Below are 15,228 nucleotides of genomic sequence, written 5' to 3' on the forward strand. Positions count from 1 at the left end.
CCAGTCTCGCCAATCGCCGGTTGTAGGGCCTAGACCGGCACCGGGTCGACGTCACAGTCGCCGCGGCTGCCACTCGCCGCCGCGGCGGTCCCCGGGTGGTCGGCGCCGAGGACCCGGCTGAGACCGTCAACCATCCGGGCCAGCAGATCCTCGCTCTCCTGGTCCCGGCCCAGCGCTCGTAGATCCAGCGCGAGGTTCACTCCCACGACCAGCGTCGAGGGGTGGTCCGCGCCGAGCACCCGCGCCGACCGGTCGAAGGTGTCGAGGTCAAGCTCGTGTGCCTGGGCGAAATCCCCCAGCGCGTACTGGTCGCTGGCCAGGTTGGTCGCCGCCACCAGGCTCCACGGATGATCCCGGCCGAGTCCTGCGTCAAGCGCTTCCAGGGTCGCGACGTCCAACTCGTGGGCACGCTCGGGCCGACCCGCCTGTCGGTGGATGACCGCGAGGTTGACCGCGGCAGAGCGGGTGTATGGGTGGGTCTCGCCGAACAGGCGCTCGTAGCGGCGCAGCGCGGCCTCGCACAGCTCGTGCGCCTCGGCCAGTTCGCCCGCGTGGCGCAGGTCGACGGACAGCGCCAGCGACGCGGCGATCGTGCGCGGGTGGTCCTTGCCGTAGCGGCGCATCAGCCGGGCCTCGACGTCCCGGGACAGCTCCAGCGCCTCCATGTGCCGGCCCGCCTTGCGCAGCGCCACCGCGAGCAGCGTCCGCGCCAGCAGCACCTGGAAGTGATCCAGGCGGCCCTCGACAACCTGGCTGAACAGTCCGACCAGTTCCTCGTGGCGAACCAGCGCGCCGAGGTAGTCCCCCAGCTCACGGACATCAACCGCGAGGCTGGTCAACGTGCGCAACGTGTCGATGTGATACTCGCCGAGCACGCGGACCCGCTGGTTCCAGGTCTGCTCGTTGAGCACCCTCGCCTCGCGCAATTGGCCGACCATCCGCAGGTAGACGCCGACGTCGTGCGCCGCCGCAAGCGTCTGGTCAACCTCCGGGCCGTAGGCCCGCTCGGCCCGGCGCAACCGCTCCTGCGAGATCTCCAGCGCCCCCTGGAAATCACCGGCCACGATCCGGTCAACGCCGACGTTGCCCATCGTCAGCAGCGTCTCGCGATGCTCGTTGCCATGAACCTGGGTACACAGCTCCAGCACCCGGGCATTGGCCCGCGCCGCGTCCTCATAACGGCCGACGACGATGTACAACCAGCCAAGCCAACCAGCCAGCCGCAACGTGTCCGGCGATTCCTCCCCGATCGTCCGCGACCAGGTGCGATGCACTTGCTCGGCAAGCTCGACACTCGCCTGGTGGTCGCCCCACTTGTACAGGTACACGACCTCGTTGACCAGCAGGTCGTGGGTCCACGGGTCCGTGCTCTCCGCCGCGTCACTCGCCAGCAGGTGCGGATAAAGGTCGCCATAGGCCCGCCACGTCGACGGGTCGTCCGGATCACCCGGGTCGTTCACGGCCAGCAGCAGATGCGCCGCGCGACGCATCATGGCCCGCTCGTCGGCGGTCATCCGGGACTGGAGCACAGCCTGCACCAGGCGGTGCATCTGGTACGAGTTCGTCTGGTAGACGATCCGAGCCAGGGCGTAGCGGGTGATCTGGCCCACCGCGTCGGAGAGCTTGATCGGGTCGCGAAGGGCGGAGTCGAGATCCGGCACCGTCGTGATCGCCCGGCCGCCGCGGAAGATCTGCCGGGAGATCTGCTCCGGCGCGTAGAACGACCAGACCTGCAGCAGCCGCAGCGCCGCCGGATGTGTGGTCGCCAGCCGGTCGAGCGAGACGTTCCAGGCCGCCTGCACGGGCAGTTCGTAGTCGACCGGCGGCGAGGTGCTGAGCAGCTCGGCGCGCTTGTCCTCGAACAGCCGCAGATAGTCCCCGGCCGCCATCCCGGTCTCCACCAGCCAGGTCGCCGCCTGCTCCACCGCCAGCGGCAGGTCACCGAGCGCGTGGGCGAGTCGGTCCGCGTCCTCGACGGACAGCTCGGGAAGACGCCGGCGCAGCAGGTCGACGCTCTCCCCCCGCATGAACACGTCGACCTCGAGCGGCCGCGCCACCGCCGACCAGTTCGGGTTGCGCGAGGTCACCAGGATGCGGCCCGAGTCGCTCTGCGGAAAATACTGCCGCACGGCCCGCGGCTCGTCCGCGTTGTCGAACACCAACAGCCACTTCCCATACGGCTGCCCCAGCCGCAACGCGTCCAGCACCGCCGGCACGGCCGTGTTGGCCTCCGTGCTCACCGGCAGGTTCAGCCGTCCCGCCAGTTCCACCATCGACGCCGCGACCTGCGCCGCGTGCTCCGCGGGCATCCACCACACCAGGTCGAATTCTCGCCCATAGCGGTGCACATATTCGATGGCCAGGTGCGACTTCCCGACCCCACCCATTCCGTGCAGCGCCTCGGGGAGCACCGCGGTCGTGCCCTCCGCCAGCCTGGCCCGCAGGTTCGCCAGCAGTTCGACCCTGCCGGTGAAATGCGGGTTTCTTGGGGGGACATTCCCCCAGATGGCCGGCGGGCGGGCGCTGCGCCGCTCCTCTTGGGCGCGCGCGTGCGTGGTCGAGGTCAAGGGCTCTCCTCTGGCACCGGCAGGCTGGGCCACTACCACACGGGCCTCATCAGCACTGCCAGGACGGGGACGCGGCGTCGCTGGCGCGTCGTCACTCGGGCTCACCCCGGCTACCTTAGACGGCTCCTCGGCGTTGACCGACCAGTCCCGCCGAAGTTCCTCGCGCAATCGGCGTGAACGCGGCAGATAGGGGCCAGACAATGCCCCGAAGGCGGCTGCCTCGGCCGCGACGAAGTACCGGGAGTCGGCAGTGACCTCGGGCAGCGGTGCCTCGTCGGGGCTCTCCAGGGCCGCGCCGAGGTGACGCACCGCGTCCACCCGGTCGCCCAGCTCGTCCCGGACCACCCGTATCACCCGCATCGTCTCCGCGCGGCGCAGGAACGCAAGCAGGTCCTCCCGCAGCCCGTCGTCGAAGTCGTAGGCGACGGCCCAGTCGTCGTCACGGCCCGCGACCGGGTGCAGCAGGCCGTGCGCGAACAGCTCGGCCAGCGTCGCGAGCCCCGACCGACGCGGCCGGGCGGCCAGCCGCAACAGCCGACGCAGCACGGAGCGGGTGATCGGCGCGGCAGCCAGCCGGGTCGCCAGGTCGAACGCGGCCGGGCTCGCCACGGCGCGGAACCGGTCGACCCGGCGGCGCGCCTCGTCAGGCCCGCTGTCGAGCTCATACGGGTCGCCAGGATCACCGCCGTCCTCCCAACCAGTGCCGCCCGCCGTCCGCCCGGCCCCCGGCGGCGCGACGACCAGCACAGGCAGGTCGGCGTCACGCGGGTTGACGTCGCCCGGGGCGGCGGCACGTGGGTCGGCGGTGCCCGGGTCGGCCACCCGGTCGGCGAATCGGCGGATCGACGCCGGGTCGGCCTCCAACAGGGGCACGGGCAGACCGGCCATTCTGGGCGGCTCCAGCACCTCCTCGAGGCGCCACTCCTCGAGCCAGGTGTGGCGCAACGTAGAACGGGGCACCGCGGACAGCACCGCGGTCGGCAGCCGGCTCGCCCAGGTCCACAGCACCGCGTCGACCAGGCCACGCCGCCAGGCGGCGCCCAGCCCGTCGGTGAGCAGCCACACCACCCGCCGCCGCGACGGCTCGAGCAGCCGGGCCGGCGCGAAGCCGGCACCGCCCTCGTCGGCGCCGCGCAGCCGCACCCCAGCGGCCTCGTCAACGTCCGTGTCGAGGTGGTATACCCGGACGTCGCGGAAGACCGCCAGCCTCTCGAGCATCGCGACCTGACGACGCACCTCGTCCCGCCAGATCGCCATCGTCCAGTTGTCGTCGACGACGAGCGCGAGCTCGAACCGGCGTTCCAGTCGCGGGCGGTAGACCGGCCGAGGCTCCCCGTCGGCGAGGCACCGGGCCGTGGCCTCCTCGTCCACCTCGACCTCGTGGGCCGACGGCACGGTCTGATGCAGCGCGCCGAGCGCCCGGCGCAGCTCCCGCCACCGGTCCGTGAGATCCCCGAGTGCCGGGTAGACCGCGGGCGACCAGGTGATGGCCTGGCCGAGCCGGCGGCCGACACCGACGGCCGCGTCCGCCGCCGGTCCGATCAGCCCGGCCGCCCACTCGTCGTCGAGAAAACCAACCAGCTCGTCGGTGGGCGGCGCGTCCGGCCACCGGCCGGACGGCTCGGGCTGGTCGCCGGGGATCACCAGGCCGTCACCGGCGTCGACCCGCGTTGGTCCAGGGCCGCCAGGAACGTCGTCGCCCGTGGTCGCCGAGGGCTCCGCGCCCGGTCGCCCGCCCGCCGAGGTCGTTGGCGGGTCTGCCGCGCTCGGCCCGTCGGTGGCCTCCGGTTCCTCGGGCGCGATCGGTTCGTCGCCGACGGCATCTGGGCGACGGTCAGCTGGTGAGCCCAGGGGTGACGACCGCGCGGGCGGCGGGTCCACGAACGACGCGAGCCAGACGATGTCGGCCACCTCGCGTGGGTCTGTCGGATGCGCGGGGCGGTCGTTCATTCCCGCTCGGCCGCGGGGTCGAGGCGGCGCCATACCGCGGCCAGCAACGCGGCGCGGTTGCCGTCGTCCCCGTCGAGGGCGCCACGGTCGAGGAGGTGGGCCGCGTTGAGCAGCTGGTCGGCCGCCAGCACCCCCAGCTCCCGGCGGGCGACGAACTCGGTGATGATCCGCCGATAGGCGTCCGAGCCACGCGGGAAGTGCGCCGCGACAAGGTCCGCGAGCGCGTCGGCGCCCGGCTGCGGGATGTCCAGACGGACGCAGCGGCGCAGGAACGCCTCCGGGAAGTCCCGCTCACCGTTGCTCGTGATCACGACGATCGGGAACTCGTGCGCCCGCACCACCCCTCCCGTGACAGGCGCGGCCACCCCGCGGTCCGCCGTGTACACCGAGGCGATCGGCTCGGCCTCACGCACCCGGATGAGCTCGGGCAGGTCGAACTCGGCGTCCTCGAGGAGGGTGAGCAGGTCGTTGGGCAGGTCGTAGTCACATTTGTCGAACTCGTCGACCAGCAGCACCCGCGGCAGCGCGTACGGCAGCAGGGCCGTCCCGAGCGGACCCAGCGTCACGAACCGGCCGACCGGTACCACGGCCGGTGGAACGGGGGCGTCGGGACGGGGCCGGCGTCGCAACGCCGGGCCGGCGTCACGGGACGCGTTGTCCCGCGAACCGGGCGGCCCCTCCCTGCCGGGCTGGCCGACCGGGACGGAATCCCGGCTGGACTGGGCGATCGACTGCGCCCGGCCGATCGCGTCATACTCGTACAGCCCCGAACGCACGGTCGTCCGGCTCGTCACCGGCCACCGCAGAACCGGCCCAAGTCCCAGTTCCCAGGCAATCAAATATGCCAAACTGGACTTCCCGGATCCCGGACCGCCGGTGATGAGCAACGGCCGCCGCAGATGTATCGCCGCGTTGATGACGGACAACTGCTCGGCCGTGAGCGTCCCCACGGCGACGGTGCCAAGCCGGCGTTTCGTCTCCGCCTCGTCGGCGGGCGGGATCTCAAGGTCGGGTGCGCCCGTGAAGGCGCGCCAGGGAGGCGCCGGCGGCCAGCGCCGCACGCGCTCGGCGAGCGTCGTGGCGGCGGGTCGGCCGGTTCCGTGAAACAGCCACCAGGATGGGCTTTCCTGGTCGGGAACGGGTGTTCCTCGCTCGGTCAACTACCTGCCCGCCTCCGCTTCACAGGAACGAGAATCATCGTCCTCGTTCCGGCTGCCGTTCGGGATCATCCCATATCAAAGCAAGATGCCGACCGAGATCTGGCCCCTCGGTGGCATTGCGGTACGAGTCCGTTCTGAGGCGCCAGACGCGGTCACGCAGGTCGGCGAGTCGCGGCGCGCCGACGGGGCGGTCGGCCTCCTGGCCGCCGTGGAGAAAGGCGTCCACCGCCGCGGCGACGTCCCGCGTCCGCCCGCCCCGGTACCACAGGACGACCGGCACGCCGAGGCGTAGCGCGACCTCCAGTTCACGCCCCGCCCACGCCGCGCGTCCGTCGGGTGGCCCAGACAGGACCAGCGCCACCGTGTCCGTGTCGGCGACGATCTCCGCGTGCAGGGACTGGAGAAGACTCCAGCTGTCCTTGTCGGCGTGCTCGTCCTCTCCCCACTTGACACTGTGGGAGTCGCCCTCGGTCAGTTGCTCCCACAGGTTCCACCACCGTCGGTGCCAGCGAGACCGCCGGTGCCGCTCGAGGCTGCGCAGCACGACCGGGTACTCCACCCCCAGGGTGCTGGGCAGCTCCGGGTTGTCGTCCGCCTGCCAGTGCTCGACCCGCAGATGCAGCAGCTCCCGCGACAGGATGAACTCGATCGCCACGTCGGCCTTCCGGGCGCGCGGTTCCTCCTCGAGTTCAGCCACCACCTGTCGGGTGAACGCCTCCAGGGCATCCACCGGCCGGACGACCCTGCCCACGCGCTCGAAGCCGGCGGTTTCCGGCCACTGCCGCCACCAGGTCACCTCGGCCTGACGGCCCGGGTCTGTACCGGGCTGTCCGGCCGGTCCTTGCTCGGTCCGAGGCAGCAGGTCGAACTGGAGGAGCAGGTGGACGGGACCTGCCGGCCGCTTGCGCGGGTCTCGGTGGAGCCGCTCCCTGTCCAGCGGGCCGGCGAGGCCGCGCGCACTCGCGCGCTGCCGGTTCCACTGATCCGCCTGGCGGGCGGTCTCCGGGTCGAGCCGGTCCATCACGGCCTCCAGGAAGGCCATGTCCGGAGGTAATCCGAGCGGACCCGCGCCCTGGCCCATCAGCCAGAGCAGCACCGCCCACGCCGAGTCACAGTGCGGCGGCGGGGAAACGGCGTGCCCCCCGAGCGCCCGCCGGAAGGCTGGGCCGACCTCGGTTGGCGTGACGGCCCGCAGCTCCGACTCCAGCCGGCGCAGCAGTTCCTCCGAGGCGTCCTCGACCAAGGCGTACGCCTCCCACCGGTTGACCAGGCGGCGCAGCATCGCGACGGTGGGGTCGGGGACGCCCAGGTCCGAGACGGCGTCCGGCAGCCAGGCCAGCCCGACCAGCGGCCCGCGGCAGGTCTCCAGGAGACCGAGAAACCACTGCTGGTCCGTCGGGTAGGCCGGCAGGTCGAGCGCGACGCCCGCCCACCGCGACAGCCGGTCGAGTAACAGGGTCCTGCTCGCCTCGCCCCGCAGCGGCGGGCTGCCACGCAGCAGCCGGGCGATCTCGCGTTCCACCTCCGCACGGCGCCGCCCCGTGATCAACACGCCGTCCCGCGCGACCGCCTGAACCTGTCGGATCCGCCCACGCCAGCGGGCAAGCACGACACGACGCTCACCTGACCCGGTCCCCGTTCCCAGCCCGTCACGGTCGGCGCGCCGGCCGTTCTCCTTGCGGCGACATCATCAACATAGCGACGGATGAAGCGCAAAGCGCGACCGGATGGCACCAAAGCCGCCGTTCCCGCCGTGACGGCGGCCGACGGCGGCTCCTTCCGTGGCTGACCGGGCCGACCCGGGCGAGGCCGCCAGTGGGCGGAGCTCTACAGGTTGAGGCCGACGATGGCGCCGAGGCCGCGGACGAGCGGGGGCGCGAGCTGGCCGACGATCGAGGGCAGGCTGGGGAAGAGGACGGGCAGCAGCAGGACCACCAGCAGCAGAATGATGCCGAGGTGGGTCTCGGAGAGCTTGTAGCTCGCGTTGCGCCAGCCTGGCGACTGTGGCCCGAGCAGGAACAGCACCCGGCCGCCGTCGGTGGGCGGGATCGGGATGAGGCTCAGGATGAACAGCGACGCGAACGTGAACGACATCATCAGCAGCATCTCGGCGGGAAACCCGCCGTCGCGGCCCAGCTCGATCGACCGGCCGTCCACGTTCAGGAACACCGGGTCCGACAGCGCGGCGACGCCGGCGATCGCGCCGAAGGCGAGCAGCAGGTAGGCGAGCGGGCCGGCGAGCAGCGCCGCCGAGACGTGGAACCGGCGCTTGCGCCAGACCTCGTTCATCCGGATCGGCTCGGTCCAGCCGTTGCCGGCGATGAGCATCGAGACCGCGCTGAAAGGGCCCACCCGGGCCGGGATCAGCCCGGTGGACAGCCGCCCGGACCGGCGCGGCGTCGGGTCGCGGACGAGCTTCGCGGCGTAGATCTGCGCCGTGTCGTGAGCGTAGACCCCGATGACCAGAGCCAAGATCATACCGAGCAGTGCCGCGGGCTCGGCCAGGTAGAACAGCACGAAAGGTCGTCCGTCTCCAGTAGCGCAGCGAGCAGGTTCAGACCAGCTCGTCCGTCTCCGTCACCCGTACAACGCCCCGGGCGCCGCCGATTCTCCCACCAACGTGTCGAACATTCCGGCCCGCCCCTCGGCGACGGCCCCGCGGCTCATGCCCCACGGGGTCGTTCACCGAACGCGCTCACCCCACGGCAGGAGGCGCCTCGCGCCGGCTGATGAGCTCGCGGGCCAGACGGCGGTAGCCGGCGGCGCCGACCGAGGTGGGCGCGTAGGTGGTGATCGGCTCGCCCGCGACCGTCGTCTCCGGGAACCGGACCGTTCGGTTGATCACCGTGTGGAAGACCTCGTCGGGGAATCGCTCGACGACCCGGGCGAGCACCTCGCGGGCGTGCAGCGTGCGGGCGTCGTACATGGTCGCCAGGATCCCGGCGAGGTCGAGGCGGGAGTTCAGCCGCTCACGGACCTTGTCGATCGTCTGCAGCAGCAGCGCGACGCCGCGCAGCGCGAAGTACTCGCACTCGAGCGGGACGATGACCGCGTGCGCGGCGGTCAGCGCGTTCACCGTGAGCAGGCCGAGGGACGGCTGGCAGTCGACGAGGATGACGTCGTAGTCGTCGATCACCGGGGTGATCGCCCGCGCCAGGCTGTGCTCCCGGCCGACCTCGCTGACGAGCAGCACCTCGCCGGCCGACAGGTCGATGTTGCTCGGCAGCAGGTCGAGGCCCTCGACCTGGGTCTCGACGATGACGTCGTTGACGTGGACGTCCCCGGGGCCGAGCAGCAGGTCGTGCACGGTCAGCTCGAACTGCATCGGGTTGATGCCCAGCCCGACCGACAGCGCGCCCTGCGGGTCGAAGTCGACGAGCAGCACCCGGCGGCCGTACTCGGCGAGCGCGGCGCCCAGGTTGATGGTGCTCGTGGTCTTGCCGACGCCGCCCTTCTGGTTGCACATCGCGAGGACCCAGGCCGGGCCGTGCGAGGACAGCGGCGCAGGCACCGGGAACAGCGGCATCGGCCGCCCGGTCGGGCCCATCTGGCCGACCTTGTCGTCGTCCTGGGCCAGCTCCAGCCGGCCTTCCTCGGGGATCCGCGGCTTGTCGATGGTCACCTCGCCAAAGGGAACCCGCGAGGTGCCACCTACCGAGGGCGCGTCGGAGAAACCAGCCACGAAGAAAACCTGCCATTCATTTTCCGGGGCAGCACGGCCTGTGGCGGCGCACAGACCGCTGGGCGGCAGCAGACCCGGGCCGCGACTGGAGCGTACCGACAACAACCGCTCTTGCCGGCGATGGGTAGCCAGGTCACGGCGTGTCGCGTGGTGGCCCCCGTTCCCGGAACCCCGCCCATGTCCGGTTGACGGGCGCGTGCCCAGGCCGCCAGCTCGCCTCCCCGGCCACATTGGTGGAACGGGGCGCGACCGACTGACTACCGTTGCGAGCGGAGCGCGGGCGGTGCCGGCCGAGGATCGCCCGAGACCTCACGCTATGTCCATGTTGGGACGGATACGCCACCATCCCGACAGACAGGCGGGGCGGGATGCGATCATGCCTGCCAACGACCGGCGTTCGCGATGACGCGGACGAGGTTCACCATTGCTTGTACTTGTAAAGACAGTCGTCCCTGGCTCTCCGGCAGGAAGCCCGGATCGTCGCCCTGACCATCGCGACGCCGGCGCACCGGCCGTGGCCGAGAGGAACGCGCGTGACGGGTCAGGCCATCCCCCGAGTGGAGCGAGTACTCACCCGGGGGGACTTCACCCTGGACGGCCAGACCTTCAAGGTCGACAACAACGTCTGGCTGCTCGGCGACGACACCGAGGTGCTCGTCATCGACGCGTCGCACGACCCGGCGGTGATCCTCGCCGCGGTGGCGGGCCGCCGGGTCGCCGGCATCGTCGCCACCCACGGGCACAACGACCACATCAACGCGGCCGTCGAACTCGCCGACCTGGCGAACGCCCCGATCGCGCTGCACCGCGCGGACCACCTGCTCTGGGAGGCGATCTACCCGCACCGCCGGCCCGACCGGGCGCTCGTCGACGGCGCGCAGATCCCGGTCCCCGGCGGGATGCTGCACGTGCTGCACACCCCCGGGCACTCCCCGGGCGGGGTCTGCCTGTTCGGGCCGTTCGCGAGCGGGCCGACGCTGTTCAGCGGCGACACCTTGTTCCGCGGCGGCCCGGGGGCCACCGGCCGGTCGGGATCGGACTTCCCGACGATCCTTGCCTCGATCCGCGAGAGGCTGCTCACACTGCCGCCGGAGACCGTCGTGCACCCCGGCCACGGCGACGACACCACCATCGGCGCCGAACTGCCCGACTACGACGCGTGGGTGGCCCGCGGCCACTGAGGCGGCCGCGCGAGGCGGGCGGCGCGAGGCTGCCGCGCGAGGCGGGCGGCGAGGCACGGCTGGACGAGGCGCCGCTCAGGGGTTGAGCGTGTAGTCCCCGATGTGGGTGATCATGCTGGGGTCCCGCCGGATCGCGTCGAGTTCGTCGGGCCGGCCGTGCGTGGTGAAGTGCTCGAGGCCGACCTGGACGAACAGCGCGCGGGCACGGACGGCGACCGGCCCGTCCGGGGCCCCGAGGTGCCCCTCGCCGCTGGCATACAGCTTGCGGCCGGCGACGCCGTCGACCCGGGCGGCGAGGCACAGCGTCGAGCCGACCGGCACGGGGCGGCGGAAGTCGGTCTCCAGCCGGGCGGTCACGCAGCTCATCCGGGTGATGTGCCCAAGCTGGCCGAGAATCTCATCCATCGCCGAGGCCAGCAGGCCGCCGTGCGCCAGCCCTGGCGCGCCCTGGTGGTCCGCGGTTACCTCGAAGGTCGCCGACAGGTCCAGGCCCTCGCCGGCCACGATCCGCAGGTGCAGCCCGTGCGGCTGGCCCGGGCCGCATCCGAAGCAGCTCACGTAGTGCGGGGGCAGCTCGGCGCCCGGTTCCGGGGCGTCCGGGTGCCGTTCCGGGTACGTGGCCTCGGGCGGGAGATCGGTTCGGAAGGCCGTCACGAGCCGGACGATATCCAAGGCGACCTCGCGGCACGTCCGTCCGCGACCCAGCTCTCACCGCCGCCACGACCGGTCGCCGCCCGCGGCGGCTGGGCACGCCCGGCAGCCGCGCCCGCTCGGTGTCCCCGTCCGTCAGTCGTCGTGCTGCCGCCTGGCGGCGCGCAGCCTGCGGCGCAGCCCGACCTGCGGGATGAGGCCGATCAGCAGCCCGACGACGAGGCCCGCCAGCGCGGCCATGCTGAGCGCGCCGGCGACCGACATCCGCTTCGTGGTGCCGAACAGCCACACGTTGACCGGCTGGTCGTTCTTGATGACGAAGACGATCACCAGGATCGCGAGCACGAGCACGGCGACCGTCGCCGCGTACACCACCCAGCTCACCCCGTGGCGACGTTTGCCGGGCGGCTGCGGACCGGTCCCGGCCGGTTCGACGGGAGCGCCGGCAGGCGCGGGGACATGTCCCGAGCCGGGGTGCCCGGGGCGGTCGTAGTCGAACTTGCCGGTGGACTGCTCTGGAGCCGCCATCCCGGTCCTCTCCTGCGCAGGCGCGATGACTACACAGTGTAGATCCGGGAGGGGCCCGACACGCCGCCACGCGGCTGGTCAGGCCACACGTTCCGGCGGCCGACCGGGAATGACGACGAGTGGGCGCGGCCGGAGGGGACGAGTCGGCCTGCAAAGCCGGATGCCGTCGGGTGACTCCCTTCGGCGCGCGACACGCCGCGCCGGAAACAGCCGCAGCGCGCCACCAACCGTGACCGCCGAGGACAGCGGCCCCTCGAGCCCACCCATCAGACGATCGCTGTCCATGCCGTGGCCGCGGGCCACCGGAAGATCCTCGAGAGTCGTCACAACCCGCGACGATCACCGGTGGCCGTCCCCGTCCGGGGACCGACACGCGGCCATACCGACCCGGCCACCACGGGCAGCCCACCTCCATCAAGTGATCATGAGACGACGACGCACCAATTTCGATCACCTTGGCCGCGATGGTTCGTTCTACGAACTCGCGGGAAAGCCACGCACGAAGAACTCCGGCCGGGCCGCCGCGTCCGAGTAACGACTCCATGCTGGTCGGAAGCACACGAATAGCGTGCGCGGATCATCTTTGTACCGAGACGAGCGAGGAAATCGGGAGTAGAATGTTTGTTGCGCGATCTCCAGATCGGCGCCTTGGCTGACTGTCGTGTGTCCACGCATCTGCAGCGTGGCCGGTACGCCGGGATCGACGCCGATCGTGATCGCGGTCCGACTGTCCAGGATGATGTTTTCCGCCGTTCGACTTCGACGATGAAGGCTGAGGAAGAGCATTTGGGTGTGGTCCACGGTCGCGAAGTGCGCGGCAGACGCGTGCGGCGATCCGTCTGGCATCAGTGTGCAGACTACGCAGATGGTGTTGGCAGTGATCAGCTCGTCGATCACCTGCGCCGCCGCGTTCATGTGGTCCACCGTTCGTCCGGGCGGACTCGCGATTTTTCCTCGGTCGCCGTCGCGGCGCCTTGACTACGTTCCGCGAGCTTGCGCTTGACGACCGGAATGATGTGCTCGCCTACGTGGTACGCCTCTTCGAGGTAGGGATGTCCGGTGAGCTGGAAGTCGGTCACCCCAACCTCGGTGTACCTGCACATCAGCTCCGCGATGGCCTCATAGGAGCCGACCCACGCAGCTCCATGGGTAAGGTGCGCGACGCCTGACCAAATGTTGGGAGCGAGCCACGTGTCAATGCTGCTGTTGACTCGAAGCCGCACATCCTCGATCGACTCCGACCTCCGCCGGTGTACCGCGTGCGCCACCGCTATCTGTGGATCGGCGTGCGCCACGAAGTCCCGCATGCGCCGCCTGGCTTCCTCGTCTGTTTCGGCGGTAATGATCCGTGACCATACCGCGAACCGTATCGACCGTCCCAGCTCGGCGGCCAGGTTTCGCACCTCGGTGATCCGGCGACCGGTCTCCTCGACGGTATGTGCCTGCATCATGTACACGTCAGCTTGCGCCGCGGCCATGGCAATCGCCGCCGGCGAGGCGCCGACGAGATGTATGGCTGGGCCGTTCGGCTGGACGGGCATCGCCGCCAGGCGCGCGTCCGCCATCCGGTAGAATTCGCCACCGTGGTTGGTGTCACGAAGCGTCCACAGTGATCGGATGATGTCTACGAACTCGCTGGCGCGCCGATAACGCGCATCGTGATCCAGCACATCTCCGTATTGCTCCATGTCACCCGGCACGCCAGCGGTGACGATATTCAGTGCCAAACGCCCACCGCTCCACTCGTCAGCTGTCGCGCACATGTGCGCGAAGACACCCGGGTTGACGAATCCAGGTCGATGCGCGATGAGCACCTCCAGCCTGGTGGTCGCGGCGAGGCATGCCATGCCGCTCGTGTAGGCGTCGACATAGGGCGCGTCGAGACCGTAGCTCCCGTTGCTGAACGAGCACGGGATCAGGACCCGGTCGAAGCCGGCGTGCTCCGCGGCCCTCGCCACCTGCATAAGATAGTCAACGTGTGGCATTCGTCTGGGCCGAGAAGTGCAGATCCATGGGCTGTCGCCGCCAACCGGGATGTGCCAGCTGAACCTAAAACTCACGAGTTTCCTTTCTCGAAACCATGTGGGCTGGCCGATCCGCTGTCACGGCGCCCGCGAGTGCTGTTACTCCGCGGTCGCACCGAAGACAGCGGCGGCCGGCGAGGAAGGAAAGTTCCTCGCCGGCTTCCCGCTGTTCGGCCCGCGAGCTTCAGACGACAGTGACGTCCTCGCGGTTGGACGCGTCGCAAATTATGCCCGCGCCGCGCCTCGTCACTGGTCCTGTTCCCGCGCGACAGCAGACAGAATCGAAGCCGGCAGAATTGATGGACGTATCGAAGGGGGCCGTCACCGCTCCCGCCATCGATGCCCTCGACGAGGTCTTTGGTACCCGGACTGCTGGCCAGACGGTCGTCGCCGCCACCGCCCACGAGAGTCGATTTTCCGCCAGGGGAAGTCAGGTCGTCTGCGCCGCCCATCCTGACGGCGATACCGCGATGGGTTTGTACGACCGCCCACAAACCATGCCGAATCCGCGGGCGTCAGACGCGTCGTCTCCAACCCTGCCGACGATGGTGACGCGGCGCCCTTCCCTCAAGTTAGGCGGATCATCGCCATCGTTGGCCTGTCTTGCGCAGGTGGTGGTAGGGGTGTCGAGCGTGCACGGTGTCCCGAAAGTTCATTGATGATGTTCACTGACCAGGCGCCAGGATGGTGAAACGCGATCCACCCCGGGTCGCTGGCTGGAGGAGCGGGGCCGGTTCGCGGCCGACCGGCTCGAGGGGCTCGTCGACGGTCCATGGCCGCGCCAGCCGCGGACCGTGTCCGACCAGCGGATCCAACTGCACGTCGCCCCCACCCCGTCCTCGTGGATGAGCCTCGTCCAGCGCCGTTCACCGAACTGACCAACCATGAGCCACGCCGCCGCACCCACGCTCCGTGGTCGAACTCGAAGCCGACATCCGTAAGTGGACCAACTCCCGGAACAAGGTCCCGAAACCGTTCGTCTGAACCAAGACCGTCGACGAGATCATGCAGGCGTCGCCGCCTGCCGCGAACGAATTAGCGACTAGGGACATAGTAGGCCTCGCCGCCGATGCCGGGGCCGCGATCCCTAGAATCATTCCCGCTCTGAGGATTGAAGCCGGGCGATGGCGAGCCGCCGGGTGATCTCAGCCACCCGTGGCTTGATCATGAATACCTCCCCTCCCGGGCTTCCCGCCTCGTCCACGTACAGGTTCGAGCGCCGAGCTGACGCGACGCTGACACGACGCTGAAGCCGGTGCCTCGGTACCCGAGAGTGAAGGCTCCCTGTGGCGGCCGGCCAGAGCCCGAACGGGGCGTCTCGGCTGGCTGCCAGGGGTGGGAGATCGGCGTCGGACCGGTGGGTCAGGCGGCGGGGAGGAGCTCGCCGAGCAGCTTCTCGACGCGGGTGCGGATGGCGTCGCGGATGGGGCGGACGGCGTCGAGGCCCTGGCCGGCGGGGTCGTCGAGTTTCCAGTCCTCGTAGCG

10 protein-coding genes and 1 pseudogene are annotated in these 15,228 nt (G+C 70.6%); 1 reads left to right on the forward strand and 10 read right to left on the reverse strand.

Translation table 11 applies throughout. The annotated features are described in order from the left end of the window. Positions 1–29: 29 nt before the first annotated feature. The 5 genes from fxsT to I6A81_RS16425 all read right to left on the reverse strand — a co-directional run bounded on the left by fxsT (position 30) and on the right by I6A81_RS16425 (position 9,359). The gene (fxsT, locus tag I6A81_RS44910; protein ID WP_203002895.1) at positions 30–4,478 is read right to left on the reverse strand and encodes an FxSxx-COOH system tetratricopeptide repeat protein; all 4,449 of its coding nucleotides are present in this window, start codon (positions 4,476–4,478) and stop codon (positions 30–32) included. A 35-nt stretch (positions 4,479–4,513) separates the two neighbouring features. Beyond that, complete coding sequence (locus I6A81_RS16410) at positions 4,514–5,677, reverse strand: MoxR family ATPase (protein ID WP_203002896.1); 1,164 nt, start codon at positions 5,675–5,677, stop codon at positions 4,514–4,516. 34 nt (positions 5,678–5,711) lie between these two features. Continuing rightward, positions 5,712–7,199, reverse strand: a complete 1,488-nt coding sequence (locus I6A81_RS16415; protein WP_307874707.1) for a VMAP-C domain-containing protein — start codon at positions 7,197–7,199, stop codon at positions 5,712–5,714. A 305-nt stretch (positions 7,200–7,504) separates the two neighbouring features. After that, positions 7,505–8,194, reverse strand: a complete 690-nt coding sequence (locus I6A81_RS16420) for a M50 family metallopeptidase (RefSeq protein WP_203002897.1) — start codon at positions 8,192–8,194, stop codon at positions 7,505–7,507. A gap of 178 nt (positions 8,195–8,372) precedes the next feature. Beyond that, complete coding sequence (locus I6A81_RS16425; RefSeq protein WP_203002898.1) at positions 8,373–9,359, reverse strand: ParA family protein; 987 nt, start codon at positions 9,357–9,359, stop codon at positions 8,373–8,375. Between the two features lie 533 nt (positions 9,360–9,892). On the opposite strand from I6A81_RS16425, the gene I6A81_RS16430 reads away from it, so the two are divergent. After that, entirely contained in the window at positions 9,893–10,540 is a 648-nt protein-coding gene (locus I6A81_RS16430) for an MBL fold metallo-hydrolase (protein ID WP_203002899.1), read from the forward strand. 75 nt (positions 10,541–10,615) lie between these two features. Here the strand turns inward: I6A81_RS16430 and I6A81_RS16435 are convergent, their stop codons facing one another. From I6A81_RS16435 to I6A81_RS16455, 5 genes and pseudogenes are all read right to left on the reverse strand, one after another. Further along, positions 10,616–11,194 carry a PaaI family thioesterase gene (locus I6A81_RS16435; protein WP_203002900.1) on the reverse strand — a complete coding sequence of 193 codons (579 nt, stop codon included), beginning with the start codon at positions 11,192–11,194 and terminating at the stop codon, positions 10,616–10,618. A gap of 132 nt (positions 11,195–11,326) precedes the next feature. Next, positions 11,327–11,719 (reverse strand): lipopolysaccharide assembly protein LapA domain-containing protein, encoded by a 393-nt coding sequence (locus tag I6A81_RS16440; protein ID WP_203002901.1) that lies wholly within the window; start codon positions 11,717–11,719, stop codon positions 11,327–11,329. A gap of 474 nt (positions 11,720–12,193) precedes the next feature. Then, positions 12,194–12,634, reverse strand: coding sequence for a pyridoxamine 5'-phosphate oxidase family protein (locus I6A81_RS16445; RefSeq protein WP_203002902.1), 441 nt, complete (start codon positions 12,632–12,634; stop codon positions 12,194–12,196). Beyond that, positions 12,631–13,704 carry an LLM class flavin-dependent oxidoreductase gene (locus I6A81_RS16450; RefSeq protein WP_323132733.1) on the reverse strand — a complete coding sequence of 358 codons (1,074 nt, stop codon included), beginning with the start codon at positions 13,702–13,704 and terminating at the stop codon, positions 12,631–12,633. Before I6A81_RS16450 ends, I6A81_RS16445 begins: the two co-directional genes overlap by 4 nt. A 1,401-nt stretch (positions 13,705–15,105) precedes the next feature. Further along, positions 15,106–15,228 (reverse strand): annotated as a pseudogene (locus I6A81_RS16455) (heat-shock protein HtpX); the annotation flags it as partial.

The sequence above is a fragment of the Frankia nepalensis genome, assembly GCF_016786325.1.
Taxonomy (GTDB): domain Bacteria; phylum Actinomycetota; class Actinomycetes; order Frankiales; family Frankiaceae; genus Pseudofrankia; species Pseudofrankia nepalensis.

What these genes read in the sequence shown, in the direction of transcription:
- I6A81_RS16440 (WP_203002901.1), bottom strand. Translation starts at nt 11,719, where the DNA reads ATGGCGGCTCCAGAGCAGTCCACCGGCAAGTTCGACTACGACCGCCCC.
- I6A81_RS16450 (WP_323132733.1), bottom strand. Translation starts at nt 13,704, where the DNA reads ATGCCACACGTTGACTATCTTATGCAGGTGGCGAGGGCCGCGGAGCAC.
- I6A81_RS16445 (WP_203002902.1), bottom strand. Translation starts at nt 12,634, where the DNA reads ATGAACGCGGCGGCGCAGGTGATCGACGAGCTGATCACTGCCAACACC.